This is a genomic window from Acinetobacter sp. CY05, from assembly GCF_059515805.1.
This window is the reverse complement of sequence record NZ_JCAKMW010000001.1, coordinates 396,467-417,866: the sequence shown is the minus strand read 5'-3', so window position 1 is coordinate 417,866 and position 21,400 is coordinate 396,467. Positions and strand designations below refer to the sequence as shown.

At 40.7% G+C, this 21,400-nt stretch carries 21 protein-coding genes and 3 tRNA genes; 9 read left to right on the top strand and 15 right to left on the bottom strand.

Going from position 1 to position 21,400, the window contains the following annotated elements; genetic code table 11:
• The first annotated feature begins 13 nt into the window (after positions 1-13).
• Both glnD and dapC read left to right on the top strand, forming a co-directional pair.
• Positions 14-2,680: a [protein-PII] uridylyltransferase gene (gene glnD / locus AC5YCD_RS02225; RefSeq protein ID WP_496128485.1), complete on the top strand. Its 2,667-nt coding sequence runs from the start codon at positions 14-16 to the stop codon at positions 2,678-2,680.
• A 24-nt stretch (positions 2,681-2,704) separates the two neighbouring features.
• Positions 2,705-3,874, top strand: a complete 1,170-nt coding sequence (gene dapC, locus AC5YCD_RS02220) for a succinyldiaminopimelate transaminase (RefSeq protein WP_496128484.1) — start codon at positions 2,705-2,707, stop codon at positions 3,872-3,874.
• A 17-nt stretch (positions 3,875-3,891) separates the two neighbouring features.
• Here dapC and AC5YCD_RS02215 read toward each other — a convergent pair whose 3' ends face one another.
• The 3 genes from AC5YCD_RS02215 to msrB all read right to left on the bottom strand — a co-directional run bounded on the left by AC5YCD_RS02215 (position 3,892) and on the right by msrB (position 5,314).
• On the bottom strand, positions 3,892-4,356 hold the full coding sequence (locus AC5YCD_RS02215; protein ID WP_496128483.1) for a TonB C-terminal domain-containing protein: 465 nt from the start codon (positions 4,354-4,356) through the stop codon (positions 3,892-3,894).
• 62 nt (positions 4,357-4,418) lie between these two features.
• On the bottom strand, positions 4,419-4,898 hold the full coding sequence (locus AC5YCD_RS02210; RefSeq protein WP_496128482.1) for a glutathione peroxidase: 480 nt from the start codon (positions 4,896-4,898) through the stop codon (positions 4,419-4,421).
• The gene (gene msrB, locus AC5YCD_RS02205) at positions 4,895-5,314 is read right to left on the bottom strand and encodes a peptide-methionine (R)-S-oxide reductase MsrB (RefSeq protein WP_496128481.1); all 420 of its coding nucleotides are present in this window, start codon (positions 5,312-5,314) and stop codon (positions 4,895-4,897) included. Before msrB ends, AC5YCD_RS02210 begins: the two co-directional genes overlap by 4 nt.
• A gap of 242 nt (positions 5,315-5,556) precedes the next feature.
• Here msrB and AC5YCD_RS02200 point away from each other — a divergent pair, with 242 nt between their 5' ends.
• The gene (locus AC5YCD_RS02200) at positions 5,557-6,993 is read left to right on the top strand and encodes a pyridoxal phosphate-dependent aminotransferase (RefSeq protein WP_496128480.1); all 1,437 of its coding nucleotides are present in this window, start codon (positions 5,557-5,559) and stop codon (positions 6,991-6,993) included.
• A gap of 59 nt (positions 6,994-7,052) precedes the next feature.
• Here the strand turns inward: AC5YCD_RS02200 and AC5YCD_RS02195 are convergent, their stop codons facing one another.
• Positions 7,053-9,020: an acyltransferase family protein gene (locus AC5YCD_RS02195; protein WP_496128479.1), complete on the bottom strand. Its 1,968-nt coding sequence runs from the start codon at positions 9,018-9,020 to the stop codon at positions 7,053-7,055.
• Between the two features lie 154 nt (positions 9,021-9,174).
• Between AC5YCD_RS02195 and gloB the strand changes: the two genes are divergently transcribed.
• Positions 9,175-9,906, top strand: coding sequence for a hydroxyacylglutathione hydrolase (gene gloB / locus AC5YCD_RS02190; protein ID WP_496128478.1), 732 nt, complete (start codon positions 9,175-9,177; stop codon positions 9,904-9,906).
• A 30-nt stretch (positions 9,907-9,936) separates the two neighbouring features.
• Here gloB and AC5YCD_RS02185 read toward each other — a convergent pair whose 3' ends face one another.
• Positions 9,937-10,203, bottom strand: coding sequence for a hypothetical protein (locus tag AC5YCD_RS02185; protein WP_496128535.1), 267 nt, complete (start codon positions 10,201-10,203; stop codon positions 9,937-9,939).
• A 698-nt stretch (positions 10,204-10,901) separates the two neighbouring features.
• Here AC5YCD_RS02185 and AC5YCD_RS02180 point away from each other — a divergent pair.
• Positions 10,902-11,105 (top strand): hypothetical protein, encoded by a 204-nt coding sequence (locus AC5YCD_RS02180; protein WP_496128477.1) that lies wholly within the window; start codon positions 10,902-10,904, stop codon positions 11,103-11,105.
• A gap of 141 nt (positions 11,106-11,246) precedes the next feature.
• Here AC5YCD_RS02180 and AC5YCD_RS02175 read toward each other — a convergent pair.
• The 5 genes from AC5YCD_RS02175 to AC5YCD_RS02155 form a co-directional block, all read right to left on the bottom strand.
• Positions 11,247-11,331: transfer RNA gene (locus tag AC5YCD_RS02175), tRNA-Leu, on the bottom strand.
• A gap of 33 nt (positions 11,332-11,364) precedes the next feature.
• Positions 11,365-11,438: transfer RNA gene (locus tag AC5YCD_RS02170), tRNA-Trp, on the bottom strand.
• Positions 11,439-11,472: 34 nt separating this feature from the next.
• Positions 11,473-11,557 (bottom strand) — tRNA-Leu (locus AC5YCD_RS02165).
• A 97-nt stretch (positions 11,558-11,654) separates the two neighbouring features.
• Positions 11,655-12,464 carry a protein kinase domain-containing protein gene (locus tag AC5YCD_RS02160; RefSeq protein WP_496128476.1) on the bottom strand — a complete coding sequence of 270 codons (810 nt, stop codon included), beginning with the start codon at positions 12,462-12,464 and terminating at the stop codon, positions 11,655-11,657.
• Complete coding sequence (locus tag AC5YCD_RS02155; RefSeq protein ID WP_496128475.1) at positions 12,436-13,950, bottom strand: DUF3336 domain-containing protein; 1,515 nt, start codon at positions 13,948-13,950, stop codon at positions 12,436-12,438. The genes AC5YCD_RS02160 and AC5YCD_RS02155 overlap by 29 nt, the downstream gene beginning before the upstream one ends.
• Before the next feature lie 129 nt (positions 13,951-14,079).
• On the opposite strand from AC5YCD_RS02155, the gene AC5YCD_RS02150 reads away from it, so the two are divergent.
• Together AC5YCD_RS02150 and AC5YCD_RS02145 are read left to right on the top strand one after the other, a co-directional pair.
• Entirely contained in the window at positions 14,080-14,952 is an 873-nt protein-coding gene (locus AC5YCD_RS02150; protein ID WP_496128474.1) for an ATP-binding protein, read from the top strand.
• 79 nt (positions 14,953-15,031) lie between these two features.
• Complete coding sequence (locus AC5YCD_RS02145) at positions 15,032-15,799, top strand: hypothetical protein (RefSeq protein ID WP_496128473.1); 768 nt, start codon at positions 15,032-15,034, stop codon at positions 15,797-15,799.
• A 25-nt stretch (positions 15,800-15,824) separates the two neighbouring features.
• Here AC5YCD_RS02145 and tsaD read toward each other — a convergent pair whose 3' ends face one another.
• Positions 15,825-16,841: a tRNA (adenosine(37)-N6)-threonylcarbamoyltransferase complex transferase subunit TsaD gene (gene tsaD / locus AC5YCD_RS02140; RefSeq protein ID WP_496128472.1), complete on the bottom strand. Its 1,017-nt coding sequence runs from the start codon at positions 16,839-16,841 to the stop codon at positions 15,825-15,827.
• A gap of 147 nt (positions 16,842-16,988) precedes the next feature.
• On the opposite strand from tsaD, the gene rpsU reads away from it, so the two are divergent.
• Positions 16,989-17,204 carry a 30S ribosomal protein S21 gene (gene rpsU / locus AC5YCD_RS02135; RefSeq protein ID WP_001136722.1) on the top strand — a complete coding sequence of 72 codons (216 nt, stop codon included), beginning with the start codon at positions 16,989-16,991 and terminating at the stop codon, positions 17,202-17,204.
• Between the two features lie 30 nt (positions 17,205-17,234).
• Positions 17,235-17,681, top strand: a complete 447-nt coding sequence (locus tag AC5YCD_RS02130; protein ID WP_496128471.1) for a GatB/YqeY domain-containing protein — start codon at positions 17,235-17,237, stop codon at positions 17,679-17,681.
• Positions 17,682-17,745: 64 nt separating this feature from the next.
• On the opposite strand, the gene AC5YCD_RS02125 is transcribed toward AC5YCD_RS02130, so the two are convergent.
• The 4 genes from AC5YCD_RS02125 to AC5YCD_RS02110 all read right to left on the bottom strand — a co-directional run bounded on the left by AC5YCD_RS02125 (position 17,746) and on the right by AC5YCD_RS02110 (position 21,347).
• Positions 17,746-18,105, bottom strand: coding sequence for a hypothetical protein (locus AC5YCD_RS02125; protein WP_496128470.1), 360 nt, complete (start codon positions 18,103-18,105; stop codon positions 17,746-17,748).
• A gap of 94 nt (positions 18,106-18,199) precedes the next feature.
• Positions 18,200-19,639 (bottom strand): M48 family metalloprotease, encoded by a 1,440-nt coding sequence (locus AC5YCD_RS02120; protein ID WP_496128469.1) that lies wholly within the window; start codon positions 19,637-19,639, stop codon positions 18,200-18,202.
• Between the two features lie 76 nt (positions 19,640-19,715).
• Positions 19,716-20,672, bottom strand: coding sequence for a 2-hydroxyacid dehydrogenase (locus AC5YCD_RS02115; protein WP_496128468.1), 957 nt, complete (start codon positions 20,670-20,672; stop codon positions 19,716-19,718).
• A 3-nt stretch (positions 20,673-20,675) separates the two neighbouring features.
• The gene (locus AC5YCD_RS02110; protein WP_496128467.1) at positions 20,676-21,347 is read right to left on the bottom strand and encodes a hypothetical protein; all 672 of its coding nucleotides are present in this window, start codon (positions 21,345-21,347) and stop codon (positions 20,676-20,678) included.
• Positions 21,348-21,400: the final 53 nt, after the last annotated feature.

Below are 21,400 nucleotides of genomic sequence, written 5' to 3'. Positions count from 1 at the left end.
ACGGACCCTGTTCATGATCAATACGCTTCCTCTGCTCAAATACACCCACGATCACCATGATATTCAAGCCATTAACCAATGGCGCAGTGATGTAGAACAGCAGTTACAAGAGTGTCTAGAACAGGGTTACTCGATTCGCGATATTATTCGTACCCGCTCCGATTTAATTGATGAAGCATTAAAGTTTCTATGGCAACACGCTGAATTACAACACAGTGATTTAGGGTTATTTGCTGTAGGCGGCTATGGGCGCCGTGAGATGCTGCCCTATTCTGATGTCGATATCATGATTTTATCAGAAGATCAGATTAGCCCAGAGAATGAACAAAAAATCTCCACCTTTATTTCTTCGCTGTGGGATGTAGGTAATTTCAAACCCGGCATCAGCGTTCGTACTATTCATGATTGCGTCAATCAAGCCACCAGCGATTTGACCGTGGCCACCAGTTTAATTGAAGCACGTTTAATTGATGGCAATGAAAACTTGGCCAAATGGCCACGGCGCATTGTGTCACAAAGTTGGACCGATAAAACCTTCTTTGATGCCAAAATGCAAGAACAGCATAAGCGTTACGCTCAGCACAATAATACTGAAAGCAATTTAGAGCCCGACATTAAAAATGCACCCGGCGGTATTCGGGATATTAACCAAATTGGTTGGATCGCTAAACGTCATTTCCGGGTTAATCGTATTTATGATTTAGTGCATTTGGGCTTTATTTCCGAGTTTGAACTCGAAGTTTTAGAACAAGCGGAAATTTTCTTATGGGAAATTCGCCATTATTTACATCGTTTAACTAAACGCGATGAAAATCGTTTATTATTTGATTATCAACGTGAGATTGCCGCCAAATTTGGTTTTGTACGTGAAGAAGGTAAATCACCCAATTACCCTATCGAACAATTTATGAAGCAGTATTATCGTACTGCACAGCAGGTGTCGACTTTAAATGAAATGTTGCTGGCATATTTTAACGAGTCAGTAATCACCCCCCGTTTACCGCAATATGAGCGTCAAATTGTTGATATTAATGCCAACTTTAAGCTGGTCGATAACAAACTTGCAGTACAGCATCATAAAATTTTCTCAGAAAATCCTAGTGCTATTTTAGAAATTTTTTACTTACTGGCCAACCGTCCCGAAATTGAAGGTATTCGTGCACGCACCTTACGTCTATTAACCTTAGCCGCCAAAAGTATTGATCAAGACTTCCGTGATAACCCTGTACACCAAGCCTTGTTTATGTCCATCATTCGCTCGCCTTATCGTTTGTACGAAACTTTGGTCGCGATGAAACGTTATGGCGTATTAGGAAACTACATTCCCGCTTTTGGACAAATTACCGGGTTAATGCAATATGACCTATTTCATATTTATACCGTCGATGCACACACTTTATTACTCATTCGTAATTTAAACCGATTTAAAGAACCTGAATTTGCCAAAGATTTTCCTGTGGTCAGTTCAGTTTTCCAACGTTTGGCGCGTCGCGATATTGTCTACTTAGCTGCAATTTTCCATGACATTGCCAAAGGTCGAGGAGGTGATCACAGTGAACTTGGTGCCATAGATGCCATTGATTTTTGCCGTACCCATGGTTTTACCGAGCGCGAATGTAATCTAGTCGCTTGGCTAATTCAAAACCATTTACTCATGTCGATGACTGCGCAGAAAAAAGATATTTCTGATCCCGATGTGGTGCAAGAGTTTGCTGAAAAACTCGGAGATATGGAACATTTAGACTATTTATATACGCTGACTGTCGCCGATATCAATGCCACTAACCCAACGCTTTGGAATACTTGGCGTGCATCACTGATGCGTCAACTTTATACCCATGCACGTGATGTGATTCGTTCAGGGCTTGGTCGGCCAGTTGATTATCAAATGCTGATTGAAGATACCAAATTTAGCGCCAGCGAATTATTGGTTAATGACTTTGCCCTAGAGGACGTGGAAAAAGTCTGGCAAGAACTCGGCGATGAATATTTTATTAAAGAATCTGCCGATGAAATTGCTTGGCATACTCGTGCCATTTTACGCCATGGTAATAATCCAGCACCGTTGGTGTTATTACGCGCACATCGTAAATCTGCCCAAGATGCAGTACAAATCTTTATCTATACTCAAGATCAACCCAATCTATTTGCCACCACGGTTGCAGTGCTTGATCGTATGAATTTGGATGTTCAAGATGCACGGATTATTACTGCTAGTACTTCATTTAGTTTAGACACTTATGTGGTGCTTGATCGCTTTGGGAATTTACTCAGTGACCCTGAACGTGAAGCGACTGTGGTAAAGGCCTTAGTCAGCGCCTTAAGTCAATCCGATCAATATCCGGGTTTAATGCAGCGTCGCATTCCACGTCAGTTACGCCACTTTGATATTCAAAATACGGTTGATATTAGCTTTAACGCTGCTTTACAACAAAACATGGTAGAAATCTCTACCCTTGACCATCCTGGCTTATTGGCCAAGGTGGGTGGTTTATTCATGATGCAAGGTCTGGACATTCATTCCGCACGCATTGCGACCTTGGGCGAACGTGCCGAAGATATTTTCTTTGTCACTAAAAAAGATGGTCATGCCATGAGTGCCGAAGAAGCTCAAGTATTTGCCGAGCGCTTAAAAGCCGCGCTCGATCAAGCCTCGCATCAAGTCTGTAGCCAATCTTAATCTAAACTTATCGGTATCGCTTCTATGAACTCTAGTTTGTCACTACTGCACCCTTATCCATTTGAAAAGTTAAATCAGCTATTTACTGATGTGCAACCCGCAAATTTACCTCTCATTCCACTTTCAATTGGTGAGCCGAAGCACCCTGCACCTGAGTTTGTCAAACACGCGATTATTGAAAATTTTCAGCATTTATCTACTTATCCAAACAGTAAAGGCTTACCAGAATTACGCGAAAGTATTGCCAATTGGCTGACACGTCGTTTTGCTTTAAACAGCATCAGTGCTGATCACCATATTTTGCCGGTATCAGGTACACGTGAGGCAATCTTTTCTTTTGTACAAGCTTTGGTGAATCGCGCTGATGCACCTTATGTAGTCATGCCAAACCCGTTTTACCAAATTTATGAAGGAGCAACCTTACTTGCTGGGGCCAAACCATATTTTATAAATTCTACTGAAGACAATGGCTATTTAGGTGATTTTGATGCGGTCCCTGCCGAAGTTTGGCAAAACACAGCTTTGTTATTTGTATGTACACCGGGCAATCCAACAGGGGCTGTCCTCTCTAAAGAACAATTTAAAAAGTTAATCGCGCTCTCTGATCAATATGGTTTTGTAATTGCCTCAGATGAGTGCTACTCAGAATTATGGTTTGATCAGGCGCCTGTAGGTTTGTTAGAAGTCTGTGCAGAAATCGGTCGTGATGACTATAAAAACTGTGTGGTGTTTCACTCATTATCTAAACGCTCTAATTTACCAGGGATGCGTTCAGGTTTTGTAGCCGGGGATGCGGAGCTATTAAAACCGTATTTAAAGTTTCGTACCTATCACGGCGCTGCTATGCCAGTTCAACACCAATTGGCTTCTATTGCTGCTTGGAATGACGAAACACATGTTGAAGAAAACCGTATCCAATACCGCGCAAAGTTTGAACTTTTCCAGCAAGAATTAGGGCATCTATTAGACCTTAAAAAACCAGATGCAGGCTTTTACTATTGGTTAAAAGTCGATAATGACGAAACTTTTGCCAAAATGCTGATGGAAAAAGCCCATATTAAGGTCTTACCAGGGCGCTATTTATCTCGTGATACCCCAACCGGTAATCCTGGTGAAAACCACGTACGCTTAGCTTTAGTGGCTGATTTACAACAGTGCCAAGAAGCGATTGAGCGTTTAAAAGCCATACTTTAACACGCCAATGCATGTGTTTAGGAGTTGCTAATACTAAACTCATGCTCAAAGCTGTAAATCACATTACGATCCATCGTCGGAATGGATTCTAATTGCGCAGATGCCAAAGCTTGAACCACTTTGGCATCGAGCGCTTTAGACCCTGAACTTCTCAACACCTCAGCTTTAACAATACGACCGTCATCGGCAAGTACCACCAATTTTAATTTAATTGGATTTTTATAGCCTTTATAGTCACTGTCGCTAAATTCAATTTTGGGACGGTTCACCCAACCCACTTGATAATTTTTATTGTTTTGCTGCGCCTTTAATTTCTTTTCTAACGTCGGATCTGCTTTAGGTACATAGGGTTGTTGTTGCGTGGTGAGTAATAATTTTAATTCTTGTTCTAAGGCTGTATCTAAACTTTCAGGATCAGCCAAGCTCATCGTTGTGACACAACTGAGCAATGCGGCACTGAGCAATTGCTGTGTTCTATTCATAACGTATGGCTCCTCAATCTAGCAAAAATGAAGGCGATTTTATCAATCGCCTTCAACTTTTCTTATTGTAGCGCTTTTTCAATCTCTTCTTGTAGACTTTCAGGTTTGGTGGTTGGGGCAAAACGCTGAATAATTCGCCCATCACGTCCAATTAAGAATTTAGTAAAGTTCCATTTAATGCCATTACCCAATACCCCTTTACTGTTATTGGTTAAGTAGCGAAATACTGGATGCGCTTCGGGTCCCTTGACATTGACCTTGGCAAACATCGGGAAAGTTACACCGTAATTTTTTTTACAAAATGCGCCAATTTCACTATTCGTGCCAGGATCTTGTCCACCAAATTGGTTGCATGGAAAACCCAAAATCTCTAAACCTTGTTGTTGATATTGTTGGTAGAGTTTTTCTAGTCCTGAAAATTGTGGGGTAAAACCACATTTACTGGCAGTATTGACAATCAAAATGACTTTACCCGCATAAGCCGATAAAGACTGCTCCTGCCCATCTAACAACTCAGCTTGAAACTGATATATGTTGCTCATGGATATGTATCCTCATCATTTTTTTCATTTGTTTTTAATTCTAATGACGCAGAATTGACGCAATAGCGTAATCCAGTCGGCTCAGGACCATCATCAAAAACATGACCGAGATGTGCATCGCAATGATGACAAACAATCTCTGATCTGACCATGCCATGTGAGGTATCTACATGTTCTTCGATCGCACTTGGATGAATGCTGCGATAAAAGCTTGGCCACCCACAGCCACTGTCATATTTTGTTTCTGAACTAAATAGCGCTGTCCCACAACAGCGGCATACATAGGTCCCATCTTGTTTGGTATTCCAATATTTACCTGTAAATGCAGGCTCGGTTCCTTTTTGACGTGTGATGCGGAACTCTTCTGGTGATAACTCTCTTTGCCATTCGCGTTCCGTTTTACTGAGTTTTCCCATAGGTGCTTCCCTTTCTATCTTGCTATTTAAAATAGGATAATCCCATATTTACGTGATTCATTTTAAAAATTCTAGTGTTTATTTTCGATTTTACAAAAGATATATAATGGATAGTCAATATGACTTCGAAAGCAAAAAGTAAGCAAAATTAACAAAAATAAGTAAGCAAATTATCCATTAAATGCTTTTTTGTGAGCAAATTTAGTGATAGGCTTAATCCTATTCTTGCTCAGGATGAAAAAATGTCGCAAAAAAAAAGCGTGATTTTTAAAAATCTGCTCCCTGTGATTAAACAATATCAACAGGTCGGCTACACGCATGAAAAAATTGTTACCTTACTTCGAGATGAGCACGACCTAGATCTCGTAACAACTGAGACATTTAAAAGCTATTTATATCGTTATGCAAAAGTGACCCCCACGCTTTCAGAGACTATCACTATGTCCAATTCCAACACATTTGAAACCCGTCGCGAAATTAAAAAATCTTCTAAGCTCGAGCACGTATGCTACGACATTCGCGGCCCTGTGTTACGAGCGGCCAATGAGATGGAAGAAGCTGGTCATAAAATTATTAAACTCAATATTGGCAACCCTGCACCGTTTGGTTTTGAAGCTCCACAAGAGATTATTAATGATGTAGCTTTAAATCTGCCTAATGCCATTGGTTACACCGACTCCAAAGGGATTTTCCCAGCACGTAAAGCGATTTGTCAGTATTATCAACAAAAAGGTATTTTAGATATGCACGTTAATGACGTGTATGTGGGCAATGGTGTTTCTGAACTGATTGTGATGGCCATGCAAGGTCTATTGGATGATGGCGATGAAATGTTAGTGCCTATGCCAGATTATCCACTGTGGACTGCTGCGGTAAATTTATCTGGTGGAACGGCAATTCATTATAAATGTGATGAAGAAAACCATTGGTATCCTGATCTCGTAGATATGGAAAGTAAGATCACGCCAAATACGCGCGGTATTGTCATCATCAACCCCAACAACCCAACTGGTTCAGTTTATCCACGTCATGTCTTAGAGCAAATTGTCGCGTTAGCAAAAAAATATGATTTAATTTTATTTGCCGACGAAATTTACGACAAAATCGTCTATGACGGTATCGAACACGTTTCCGTCGCAGCGCTTGCAGGCGACCAGTTATGTATTTCATTTAACGGCTTGTCTAAATCCTATCGAATTGCTGGTTACCGTTCAGGTTGGATGGCAATTACAGGCGACCGCTCACGCGCAACCGACTATATCGAAGGTTTAGATATGTTGGCATCTATGCGTTTATGTGCCAACCATCAAGCGCAATATGCCATTCAAACCGCGCTTGGCGGTTATCAATCCATTAATGATTTGATCCGTCCGGGTGGCCGTTTATACGAACAACGTAATATCGCATGGGAAATGCTCAATGATATTCCGGGCGTATCATGTGTAAAACCAGAAGGCGCGATGTATTGCTTCCCCAAACTTGATCCAAATGTCTATCCAGTGCAAGATGATGAAAAATTGATGCTAGATTTCTTACGTGCCGAAAAAGTGTTATTGGTGCAAGGTACAGGCTTTAACTGGCCCACCCCAGATCATTTCCGTGTAGTGTTTTTACCTGCCGAAAATGAACTGCGTGAAGCTTTAACCCGTTTAGGACGCTTCCTTGCCAAAATGCGTTAATTGCGCCTTCAAAATTAAAAAGCCGTGCGATCTAGCACGGCTTTTTTTGATTTAAAGCATTATTGTAATGGATTACCAAATTCAGCCAAATAAGCTTGTCCTATAGCTTCTGAGCCTTTTAAGCTCAAATGGTCATCATCTTTATTGCGGTAAATCGGCCAGCCATTGATACTCGATTTACAACGATCAGCACGGCATAACACTTGCTTAGGATCAATAAGTTTAAGCTTTGGAAAATCGTGCTTCAGCTGCTGCACGATCCGATTAAACTCAGCTGCGACTTTTGCCTCACTTTGTTTAGAAAATTCACATGATAAGTTACGTCCTAAAATCTCAGCACGCATTTGACAATCGGCAGGTACTTGTTTGAGTTCTGGCACATCCAACAATAGCACCACTTGATCACTGGCTTGCTGTGCATTGGAAATGGCACGCTTTAAGCCTTGATATAAGATTTCACTGCGCTGCTCGTGCACTCCATCTTGAAGTTGTAAGGTATTGCCTAAATAAGCATGATAATAGCCAGTTAAAATCACCATTGGATAATGTTGCTGTGCGAGGTGCTGGGTAATGGCATCATTACGGGTTTTAAATGCTGCATTAATCTGCCACTGTGTGCCTTTACGCCCTAAACGCTCTACTTCGGGTAAATATAAGGTTGAGCTTTGCGCAACATCATAGCCACGTAAATCAGCAGCCTGAGCCCACACATCTAACATACCGCTGGCACTATTGGCATGTGAATCACCAATTAAAATAAAGTCTACGCTTGGTTTATCTACCCCTAAATGACATACCTCAGCTGAGGAAAATTGTGCTGCGCTTGGATAACCAATACATTTGCCACGTAAGCGATGGGCAAAACTATTTAAAGTGGCTAATTGTTGTTGCACCGTGGCAGAAAAACGCTGTGGAAAACCCGCCTGCTGTTGCACCACTTGCGCCGCAACGCTAAAACTCAGTGCTGGCACTAAAAACCCAACACTAATCACTTTCCATGCCGCCACATCAGCAAAACGCTTGCAAGCTTGCTCAATATAGCGATAAGTCAACCAAGCCAAGCCAATCACCACAGCCACTAACGCCAATTGGCTGGTTAAATGTTGCGGCAATAAGTAAAAACCCGAAAATACAATCAACGGCCAATGCCACAAATACAAGGGATAAGAAATTTTACCCAACCAAAGACTGACTGGATGACTCAACAGTGGATTGGCTGTGGCGTGTTGCTGCCCACAATAAATAATGACAGCCGTTGCTAAGCACGGAATCAAGGCCATCATACCTGGGAAAATAGTATTTTTATCAAAATAAAAGCTACATAAGCCCAACACCAGTAAAGCGGCATAAACCAACACTTGCCCCAAGCGCCGCGGCCATTGCAAGCGAGGTAAAAATACCAACAATGCACCCAACATTAATTCAAAAGCACGAACAGGCATGCTGTAATAGGCTTTCTCTGCATTTAACTGTAATTGCTGATGAGCATAATACAGTGAGGTGAGAATCCCCACAGTAATCAGTGCTAACAGATATTTTTGTCTGTTCGCTTTAAACAACAACAGTAAAATCAGTGGCCAAAAAATATAAAACTGCTCTTCTACCGCAAGTGACCACAGATGCAATAAAGGAATGCTATCAACACTTTGGCTAAAATAATCGCCTACCTCCTTACTCATATAGAAATTTGCCATAAAAAAAGTCCCGTGTAAGGCACTTTGGGCATATTTCATCAGCTCATCAGGTAGCATTACTTGCCAAGCTAAAACACTCACCACACTGAGTACAGTAAAATAAGCAGGGGCTAAACGAAGCACCCGCTTTTTATAAAATTTGGCGATAGAAAAACGCTGGGCTGCGAGGTCCTTGACTAAAATCGAGCTAATCAAATAACCTGAAATCACAAAGAAAATATCAACCCCAATATAACCACCAGCAAACCACGACCAGCCCAAATGATTAAATAACACCAACAACACAGCAATGGCGCGTAGGCCATCAATATCCGCGCGATATGCAACACTCATAATGACAATAGGGAGAAAAAAAACGTTGCTAGTCTACGCCTTTTTACCCAAAAGACGTAGTCTGTTGCTAATCTGTGCGTAAATGATGCGATTGATTCGCGTATCTAAGGCAAATCTCTCTAAACCTTAAAGTAACAACCTGTGTGAGAACAATATGGATTATAAAGTTCATCTTTTAGATGTAAAAAACCCGCTACAAAACTACATTTGGCTACTTGAGCATATTCCATCAAAACAAGCCATTGTCGTCGATCCAACCGAAGCCCAATTGATCACAGATTTTTGTCAGCAACATGCCCTTGAGCTCAAACAAATTTGGCTCACCCACTGGCATAAAGATCATATTGGTGGGGTGCCTGAATTGATCACTCAAGGTGGCATTGAAATTTATGGGCCGCGTGATGAACTGAGTAAGATTCCATGTGTTAGCCACCCACTCCAACATGAACAGCAATTTCAATTTCATGATTTAACAATTGATGTGATTGCCGTACCAGGGCACACTTTGGGTCATATTGTCTATTATATTCAAGACCTACAAAGGTTATTCTGTGGCGATACTCTATTTGCGATGGGCTGTGGACGCGTGTTTGAGGGTACTTTTGAGCAAATGTATCACTCATTAAATCGCCTAGCAGCCCTGCCAAGCGAGACTTTGGTGTACTGTACCCATGAATACACCCTTTCTAATGCGAAATTCGCACTACAGGTTGAACCTGACACTCTTGCCATCCAAAACCGTCTAGCAGAGGTAGAGCAATTACGTGCACAAGGTTTAGCCACCCTACCCAGCTCAATTAAACAAGAACTTGCTACCAACCCTTTTTTACGTGCCAACAGTTTGGCGGAATTTCAACGTCTACGCGAACTGAAAGACCAGTTTTAAAAAAATAAGCCCTAAACTTAGGGCTTATTTTTATAAGATTTGATGTGTTTTAGCATATTCATCTAATTGGGCTTGGCTCACCACCTGACACTGCTGCATGGCATCTACACGCACCAATAACAAACCACCTAATGCAGGTTGATAACGACGTGCACTGCCAAAAGGCGTATAGACGACTTTGGATTGTTCGGTAAAATATAACCAATCTTCATGCCCAATAAGCACCGCAACAGGCTCAAGCGCCTGTTGTTGCATGGCTTGGATTTGCTGTTGTACCTGCTGTTCAATGCTTTGCATCACGTTGTATTATCCAAATGAATGTTGGCTGTATTATAACTTTCTACTTTCAAAAATAGTGAATCTTTTCAAGCTGAAGATAAGTTATAACTCTTTAGCTTGATTCATTTTTTATTGTTATCATAGCAATCCTAATCAACTTTTAGATTAAGCACATTGTTTTGGTCTTAAAGCGCCCTTGCTCAGCTTAGGATATTTTAGGTAAGCTAAATTACAGTTGACTTAGCCATCAGCACGACTTGATCGCACGATAGACAACATTGAAGTTTGCTCAATATGATGCATATTTAATTAATTTAATAAAATGTTTCATATTTTTTAAAGCTTAAATAATGAGTCAAAATTTACGTTCTTGATGCACTAATTTTTTAAAGATTAAGATTATACTAAACTACTTTTTTTAACTTTAAATAAAGTTATTCATGTTAAAGCACAGAAATTAAAATTTTATATCATTACAATCAATGTCTTATATAAATTAACACAATCAATGCTCAGCATTAATTTTGATTATTTTATCTACAATTTAATATCCCTCCTTAATCCAATTTTCCAGCAAAATAATAGGCCTATTTAAAACAAAGAAATTATGTTTCAAATATTATTTAACAGAAAAATACAAATTTCCCCTTTAAAAATTTCATCTGCATCCCTATTAATATTATTAAGTCACAGACAAGATATACAGGAGTTCTCTCGTGAAAAAAGTAGTTAAGGCAAAAAATTTAACAGCATTTCGTATTTGGTTAGAAAAATTGGGGTATTCAGTCAAAACTTTAGCGGATAACCGAGGTTTTACCTTTAGCTTTAAAAAAGAGTATGGTTTAGTCACTTGTGATCTTGCTGGTAATGCCTTAGCACTACAGCTTGGGGAAGAATTCGAGGACCATTTAAAAGCTTAACCTGCTACCCTCACGTTTATTAAGAGAACCTCATTGAGTTGCCATTGCACTTCAATGAAAGCCCCATACATGGGGCTTTTTTATTATGTGTTAAATTTTAGGCAATAAAAAAGCAAGGTCTTAAACCTTGCTTCAATATGATGGTGGGGACGGAGAGACTCGAACTCTCACACCTCGCGGCGCTGGAACCTAAATCCAGTGCGTCTACCAATTTCGCCACGTCCCCATCAGGGTGCTAACATCGTGTTAGACTTTAAGTTGGCAGAGGATCAAGGACTCGAACCTTGACGAACGGTTTTGGAGACCGTCATGCTACCATTACACCAATCCTCTACTTCGGCCATTTTACTCAATTACTCAAGTAAATTGGTGGGGACGGAGAGACTCGAACTCTCACACCTCGCGGCGCTGGAACCTAAATCCAGTGCGTCTACCAATTTCGCCACGTCCCCGATGGCTGTGTATATTATAGAGATCATTTTTCAATGACAAGTACTTTTTTAAAATAAAGTGCTTAACTGCTTAAATATAGAGCAAAGCTCGTGTTTTTTAGCATTTTATCTGCTCAATTGCCTGCTTTACTGTCTTAATATCTGCAAAACGTGCAGCTTTAAGCTTGGCCGTTAAGCCCAATATTGGTTCTAAGAAACACTGATAGGCCTGTGGCAGCTCAATCCGTAAGTGCTGACAATGTAAATAAGCCCAATCCGTATAACTAGATGCACTCAAACGCTGACCACTGAGCCATTCATACAGAATAATCCCTAAAGCATACAAATCAGTTTGTAAGCTTTTTGCCTCAGCATGAAATAATTCAGGTGCCATATAGCGCGGTGTCGCACTTAGCTTTTGATCTGGCGTCGCAATCGCCTGTACATGTTCAAAATCTAACAGCTTCAGGTGGCCCTGCCACTGCACAAAATGCTCATGCTTAAGGTCAGCATGAATAAAGCCGTGTTGAGCCAGCTCCTCCATACAACTCAGCATGCTTAATATTTTCATTTTAATCTCATTCGCAGTTAAATCTTCAACTGGTACAAGCCATGGCGTAGCATGGGGCAACATAAAACTGGTATAAGTTTGCTTAAACTCTAATTGCTGTGTGAGATCAACATATTGAATAGGCAATAGACAATTTAAGTGAGAATTACCCCTATAAAATTCAACTTCACGAAGATAATGTTGCTCTACACTCGGATGCACTTCTTTATATTGCACCTTGAGCCAGTACAACTTATGCTGCACTTGAATTTGATACAGCCTACGCCCAAAAGTTAAGCTTCGTGATTTTGTCCTTAACTGCCAGTTGGCCTGTGGTAAATCCTGCACATTAAACTGCAATGTATTCTGCTTGGGCATGCTGCTGTGGGTCTTTTTGAAAATTTAACAGCTCTAAACAGTGCTGAATGGTTTTACCGATACGTGCATGCGTTTCAATGGCCGAAATTTTTGGCCATGTGGCCCGCTCTCCCTCACGCTGTAATAGTTTAAACAAATGCGGCCGTGGGTTTTGCATTAAATAATAATAATGACGCAAACTATAATGTCCAAAAATATTTAAATCCCCATAATAGCGCTGATCAATCACACCATAACTATGATCTAAAACACGGCGCACAGCAGGCACACTGCCCATACGCTCACGGGTAAAATCGAGTACACCACGGGTCAGCACCTTGCCTTGACGGCGAATAATACGTTCTGGCCAACTAATAATATCTTTACGATAGCGCTCTGCATCAGTCTGCATAAACGGTACCACATGCGGATTGGTTTGACTGGCAATGGTATAATTAATGTTATATAGCCTTGCCATTTTTTCTTGTGGGAAATCACTGCGCACGCTGCCATCCACCCAACGTGTACTGGCCATATAGGGGGTATGCTGGCCATCGTAGCGTTTACTGGTGAGTTTAACAGGTGGGAATAAAATCGGTACAGCACAAGAAGCCAATACCGCACTCCAGACCAATAAATCAGGTGAAGTAAGATTATTCATAATTCGTGCATCTTGTGAGGCATCATAAGGTGCAACTGCAACATTAATATGTAAACCTGAATTCTTATAAGCCTCTTCAAAGCTAACATCCCCCATATTACTGACTAAAAATTTTTTTAAATGTTTTACATCAGCAATGCCGCCTTTACCACGCAAAATCTGCCCCAATTTGCGAAACTTAAATGCTTCACTCATTAAATGCTCCCCACTTAATACATCAAGTATTTCAGTAGGTTTACTTAATCCAATCATAGACGTGACTATTGCACCTGCACTTGAACCCGACAACACTTTAGGCATAAGATCTTGTTCAAGTAGCGCCTTACATACACCAGTATGAAATAAACCTAAGGTGGAGCCACCAGAGAACATCAAGGCGGGTTGACCATAAGCTTGCTGAGCATGCTGAAAAAACTCAATTTTTTCTGTACGACTTAGCTCAGTACACGCATCCGAGGCAATAAAAGCTAAACTTTGACTCACCTCTTCAATATAATCCTCAATAATACGTTTGGTACCTACATAAGTCGCACTAAACAACAGCGGATGGGCAATATTAGCCACATCATAAGTTAAACCTTCACGTAATATATAGATTAAGTCACGGCAGCGCTGCAGACTGCGGTAGCGTTTAAGCATGGTTAAACGGTAAGCAATGACCTCTGCGTCAAAATAAGGTGAGCAGTTATCATATTTCCATTCTTGGGCACCAGAAGCCTCATCAATTTTTAAGGCGATTGCTTTCCACTCTTCATAACTGTCTGCATGTTCAAGTTGCTGTTTCAGTTGTTTAATCCGATACACCTGATGCGATTGGCCACGCTGTATAAATTCTTGAAACAACATAAACACTCCCTACCACGTCGCAACACTGCACACGCTTTTTTATAATGGCTATTGCCCAATTGTATTAGTAAATCTGAGTCAGTTGATATAGAGTTTTGCTTATATTTTAGCGACCTTTACTTTACAACTATGTCTAGCATTCAACTCTCTGATTCTGTCCTACAAAGTTTAAATCAAGTTTTACAGCAATTGCAGCAATTCTTGCCTGCTGTAAAGCAAGCCCCTGATTTTTCTTATACTGCATTTAAATGGCAAAATGGTGAACTCAAAGGCATTACTCACCCACGTCAAATGCAGCTTGAAGATTTAAAAGGGATTGACCGTCAAAAGCAAAAAGTGGTGCAAAACACCTTACAATTTTTACAAGGGTTGCCTGCTAATGATGTCTTACTCACTGGCTCACGCGGCACGGGTAAATCCTCAATTGTGCGGGCACTCCTAACTGAATATAGCAGCCAAGGTTTACGTCTCATTGAAATTGAGCGTGATGACTTACGTGACCTGCCTTTAATTCAGGCTTTAATTCAAGATCGTCCTGAAAAGTTTATTGTGTATTGTGATGATTTAGCCTTTAACGCAGAAGATGAAAATTACCGTAGTTTAAAAAGTGTTTTAGATGGTTCTTTACAATCAGGTTCAAGTAATTTTGTAATTTATGCCACCAGTAACCGTCGTCATTTGTTACCTGAATTTATGCATGAGAATACACCAGTATTGAAAGCAGATGTTCCTCAGCACCATGAGTTGCATCCGCAAGAAGCAATTGAAGAGAAAATTTCATTGTCAGATCGTTTTGGTTTGTGGTTGTCTTTTTATCCAATGGATCAAAATTTATACTTAGAGATTGTGGAGCATTATTTACAGCGAGCCGATATGACTATGACTGCAGAGGCACGCGCTGAAGCTTTACGTTGGTGTCAAAGTCGTGGGCAGCGTTCAGGTCGTTCAGCGTATCAGTTTTCTAAACATTGGATTGGTTCGCAGCAACTCGCACAGCAATGAGATAAAATCGCCTATATATTTCACTAAACCAATATACAAAAGAAGAGGCTCCTGTCTCTTCTTTAAAGATAACAAGACTATGCATACCAGAATAACAATACTCACATACACTCCTGAAATTAAACACTTCATTGAACAGAATGAATTTCTATATCAACACTCTGTAAAGAGAATATTAAGAAACTTTGATCACATAGAACGTGAAACAGATGAGTTTCTAGGGGAATATACTACTTCTTGTTTAGCACACCTTGCTCACGAAGAAGATCATTCAATTTTTATTGATATGTCACAGCAAATATATGAGGACTCATTTAATGAAGCCTATCAGTTTTATGACTTGATCAGCGATATGAAAAAAGATGTGTATCTCAATACATTAGCTTTATTTTTTCACCATTGGGATAAGACTTTCCGTAAATGGCTAATCAAAGAGCTGAACATTTATAATTTTTGGGAAAAATCTAAGGATAGTATATGGGATTTGAGTCTTAACCAGATAATGAGTTTGTGTGAAGTATTTGGATGGGAAATCAAGGCAGCTGAATATTCAGAAAAATTAATGACATTACAATATATTGTAAACGTTTATAAACATGGCGATGGTCAATCGTTGGAAAAGTTAAAACAACAAAACCCTGAGTATCTTGATGCAAATTTTGTAGATGATGTCTTCGAAAGACATTACATTGATTATCGTGATCTAAACGTCAATATCCAACATATTAAAGCTTTTTCTGCGTCTATTTCAAATTTTTGGATAAATATGCCTCATCTATTAAAAGGCAATTTTAATGAAGTAAGTGATCATTTAAAATCTGAAAGACAAAATAAAGAAAGAGGCTAAATGCCTCTTTTTTAATCCGCAAAGCTTATGCTTGACTTGGATTGGTTAATTCCGTCATCGGCCAACGTGGTGTTGTGGTGACCGCTAAACCATCATTTTGACCTGCTTTTAAACGTTGATAACCCGCAAAGGCAATCATGGCACCGTTATCAGTACATAATGCAGGCTCTGCATAATACACAGATGCGCGAATCTTGGCTAAGTCGGCTTCTAAACGCTCACGTAAACGCTTATTGGCACTCACCCCACCTGCAATGACCAATCGTTTTAAACTCGTTTGCTTCAGTGCCTTGACTGACTTTTTGACTAATGTATCTACAATCGCTTCTTGGAAGCTTGCAGCAATATCTGCATCACGGTTTTCGTCACCCAACTTTTTCATTTGTACCGAAACAGCTGTTTTTAAACCACTAAATGAAAAAGTTAAATCTTGGTGCAACATTGGACGTGGGAATGCAAACGCATTTGGATCGCCATGTTCTGCCAATTTAGAAATGTTTGGTCCACCTGGATAAGGTAGACCCATCATTTTCGCGACTTTATCAAAGGCTTCACCTGCCGCATCGTCAATCGATTCACCTAAAAGCTCGTATTGACCAATACCATAAGCCGCCATCAACTGCGAATGCCCACCTGAAACCAACAGTGCTACAAACGGAAATTCTGGCGGTGTTTCTGATAACAATGGCGCCAGCATATGTCCTTCCATATGATGCACACCTATCGCAGGCTTATTTAAGGCAAATGCCAAGGTTCGACCAAACAACGCACCCGTCATGAGTGCACCCATCAGACCTGGACCACGGGTATATGCCACCGCATCAATTTCTAATTTTTTCACCCCTGAATCTACCAATAACTGATTCATGAGCGGAATTAATTTACGTACATGGTCACGCGATGCTAGCTCAGGAACTACCCCACCGTACTCGGCATGCAGTTTAATCTGGCTGTATAGCACCTGACCGCGTAATCCTTGCTCACTGTCATACAATGCCAGTCCAGTCTCATCACACGAAGTTTCTAAGCCTAAAACGATCATTAAACTGCCTATAACCTATATCAAATCAAATGCAAGCGTATTATAGACTTGTGGTATGAGATGTAAATGAGTAAAATATTGTCCTTCACTTGTGATCTTAGGCAATTTCGCCTCTGATCTTATCCATAACTTAATTGAGGATTCTTCATGCCACAAGTTAAATTGAAAGAAGGCGAACCAGTAGACGTAGCTATCCGTCGTTTTAAACGTTCTTGCGAAAAAGCGGGTGTTTTAGCTGACGTTCGTAAACGTGAATTCTACGAGAAACCAACTCAAGAACGTAAGCGCAAAAAAGCTGCTGCTGTTAAACGCTACCAAAAGAAATTGGCGCGTGAATCAGTACGTACAACTCGCCTTTACTAATTAATTTGTGATTACTGCCTGGATATAATAATGACTACTTTAAAAAGCCAAATCTCTGAAGTTTTAAAAGCAACAATGCGTGCTAAAGAAATGAATAAGTTGACGGTGATCCGTGGTCTGCAGGCAGCAATTAAGCAAATCGAAGTCGATGATCGCGTTGAACTTGACGACGCGCAAGTTCTTGCGGTCATTGAAAAGCAAATCAAACAACGTAAAGAGTCGGTGAAAGCCTTTTTAGGCGCGAACCGCGAAGATTTAGCTAGTAAAGAACAAGCCGAAATTGAAGTGTTATCGCAATTTCTACCAGAAGCTATGACTGAGGATGAGCTTGATTCCCTTATTGCGCAAACCATCGAAGCGCAGCAAGCGACTAGCATGAAAGATATGGGTAAGGTGATGAATTCTCTGCGTCCGCTCATAGCCGGACGCGCCGATCCTGCACAAGTATCTGCCAAAATTAAAGCAAAACTTGCTTAAAACTGATTTTTGAGATCGACGTTGCTTGAACTGCCTTATCACTTAAGACAGTTCACGCCAAATATTATTTTAATTGGCATTTCACGCCATATTGCGCCAGCGTCTGCATTTCTCGCTTTGACAGCACTTCATTAATCACATCTGCCTTAGTATAGGCCTTCTGACTTCTAAAAATATCTAAATTTTGCTCTACTGCTGTATATAAATCATCGACATAGTCCTGCACAAGCTGACAGTATTGCTGTTGTTGTTGAATACTAAATGCCTGCTGCTGTGGATCAAGCGCATTAAAGAAACTACGGCTATTTTTTTGAAATTGACTATTGGCCATACCCACCATTTTTACATATTGTTCTACACTGCCCGCCATACTGGCTGTACTAATCCCCAACAGCAATATGCTGCTCAACATGAATTTATTCATAAGTCTCTTAACGTTATACTGATTAAAATACTGCTCAAACATTGTAAATCTTCTGTGTTTACTGTCTAGCTTAGGGTGCTTAAGCTTTCAGCAGTTAAATTTTCATCCGATGTTCCTTTTGCATTTGCTCCAAACGCGTTTTAATCGTCAAAGATAAAACTTGATTATCCTTGGCTAAGCGTTGTGCTTGTAATAAAGATTTTATGCCATTTTCTTCTAAACCCGACCAATATTCTGCTTCAGCGCGATAACGCAATACATTGACACTGCGTATCGGCGAAGCTTTATCAGCATCTGCAATACGTTGTAACAATTGCCACGCATAAACATCACGCGCATTGCTTTTAACAAAATGCTTCAAAATCCGCTCAGCGTCATGAAGTTGTCCAGCACGAATTAAAACTTCAGCATGTTTATAATTTAAAGCTCGATTTTCCGGCATAATTGCAGCGGGTGATTGAATTGTTTTGAGGGCTAAAGTGATCTTGTTTTGCCCTAAGTAAACGTCTGTTTGTAAAAGCAGAGATAAATTATGCAGCCGCTGTTGTGGTTTTAATTGATTTAAGATGTTTTGCGCGTGATTGAACTCGCCTTTTTCTATATAAAAAGCTGCAAGTGCCAACTGCGGGGCTAATCTTTTCGCATCTGCTGCCATGGTTTTTAATTGCTGCTCATTGGCTTGTTTAGACATCACCATGCTATATAAACGCATGATCTCAAAGTCTTCATCATACAAACTGCTGTTCACTTTCGGCATCTGGTTGGCACGTAAGCGGGCTTCACTCATACGTTCTGTGGTTAAAGGATGAGTCAGCCAGAAATCAGGCATAAAGCTTAAACGACTAGTCGCACGGTGCATGGTCTCAAAAAAATCAGCCATACTTTGCGGGTTATAGCCTGCACTGTACATCAATTGCATACCAATACGGTCTGCTTCCCGCTCTTGATTACGGCTATAAGATAACTGACGATCGACCAAAGCTGCTTGGGTACCCATCATTACCGCATTACCCACATCGCCATCGGCTTGACTGGCCACCAATGCCCCGACCACAATCCCGGCTAAAGCCAATAACCCTTGCCCTTTAAAAGCTTCTTGAGAACGACTGTAATGACGCTGAGTCACATGGGCAATTTCATGGGCCATTACGCCTGCCACTTCATCCATATTTTTGGCAGAGTTAAGTAAACCTGTATTTAAGGCAAATAATCCCCCAGGTACTGCAAAGGCATTAATTTGTGGATCATTGACAATTACTAAAGCGATGGGTTTAGACAATTGGGTCTGGCTTAAAATATGGGAAAATGTGCTAAATAATTGATCTTCAAGCCATGGATTATTCAATATGGGCAATTGGCGTTGTACTTCACGATAGACTTTTTCACCAATCATATGCTCTTTATGCTGATCGATGAAGCCAACACCACTGCCAATTTCAGGCACATGAAATTGAACATGGGGCTCAAATGCAGTGGTATTGGCAGCGCTTAAACTGAGTAATGTGGCTAAACCTAAGGCTGTACAAGCTTTCAATGCAATCCCCCCAACTTGATGCAATTTGGCCTGACTATAGCATCTTAAGGTTACAGGGTTTGCAATAAAGTGTTACTTAAGGCTGGACCACATAGCGTGGTGTGCGCCCCTCTAAAGCATCGACGAGATTTTGATAGGCCAATTCAGCCATTTTTTTGCGTGTACTTAAAGTGGCTGAGCCAATATGTGGCAAGGTCACCACATTGGCTAAACTAAATAATTCAGAACTTTGTAACGGTTCTTGCTGATAAACATCTAAACCAGCAGCAAAAATTTGTCCAGCTTTCAAGGCCTGAATTAAAGCCTGTTCATCAATTACCGCACCACGCGCAATATTGACCAATACCGCATGTTTTTGCATTAACGCCAATTCATCAGCTCCAATTAAGGTCTTAGACGCTGCATTAAGATCAACTGCCAGCACCACAAAATCTGCACGCTGTAGCAAATCATTAAGTTCACAATAATCTGCATTTAGGCTTTCAGCAATTTCAGGTTTTGGACGACGGTTATGATATAAAATATTCATATTAAAGCCGTGAAAACCACGACGTGCAATGGCAGCACCAATATGCCCCAAACCAATAATGCCTAAAGTTTTTCCAAAGACATCTTGACCAAATTGTGCTGCAGAAACTGTACGTTGCCATTGTCCGCTTTTGGTCCAAGCATCTAAATGTGCTACTTGACGCGCAGCGCTCATTAATAAAGTAAAGGCTAAATCGGCGGTCGTTTCAGTCAATACCTGTGGGGTATGACACAAATAGATCCCCTGTTGGCTTAAATAATCTAAATCATAGTTGTCATAGCCGACACTGACACTCGAAATGACCTTTAAGCGTGTCGCACCCTGTAGATTTTTAGCATTTAAAACACGACCTGCGCCAATCATACCGTCAGCATCTTGTACATGTTGCAAAATTTGTGCATTTACATCCCCAAGCTTGGGGTTGATATGTACTACATGATAAGTTTTTTCTAGACGTGCCAAAATTTCAGCATCAAGCTGACTAAATACCACTACCTTTTGCATGTTTTACCCTTGTTTGTTGTTTTGTATCAACTGCCATAATTGTTTTTTTAACATTGGCTTGGCGAGCATGTTGTCTAAGCTCGGCAATCGCAGTGCTTTTGGATGTAAATATGGTAAGTCACCCAAGCTAATCAGTGGTCTATCTACACTATGTGCATCTAAAAAACCTTCCACATAGCTGTGTGCGCCATTGCTATCTTGTAGATTGAGTAAAGGAAATGGCCAATTGAGTTGTTGGTATTGTGCTTGTAGCGCTTGATTAATATTGGCCCATAGTTGTTGTGCCGCTGTAGAGAGTTGGCTGGCATCAATCACAATGGCACATTGGGCTAATTCTAAAAGTTGTAGTTCAAAACTGCCTAAATCGTGTGCTGTGTTGTTCTGTTCAGGAATGCTTTGAACGGCTTCGTGTGTGAGCTTTGTTGTGTGTGGTTCAAGCAGTTTGACATCAGCTTCAGGCTCAGGTTTGCTCTGAGGTACAGGTTTAGGCTGCTCAATGGGGCTAGAAGGAATTTCCACCTGCGGCTCGCTGTCAATTACAGCCCATTGGTGTAGGGGTTCTACTGCTTGATCTCGCCAAATTGAGGGCGCAGTCAAATTTTGGCATGCAACATCCCGAGGAATCCATAAATCAATTCCTAAATCGGTTAAAATTTGACGTTGCTGGCCAATCATGATTATTACTCTCACGCTAAGCGAGTATTCTAACGAGAATACGCAGCTTTTGC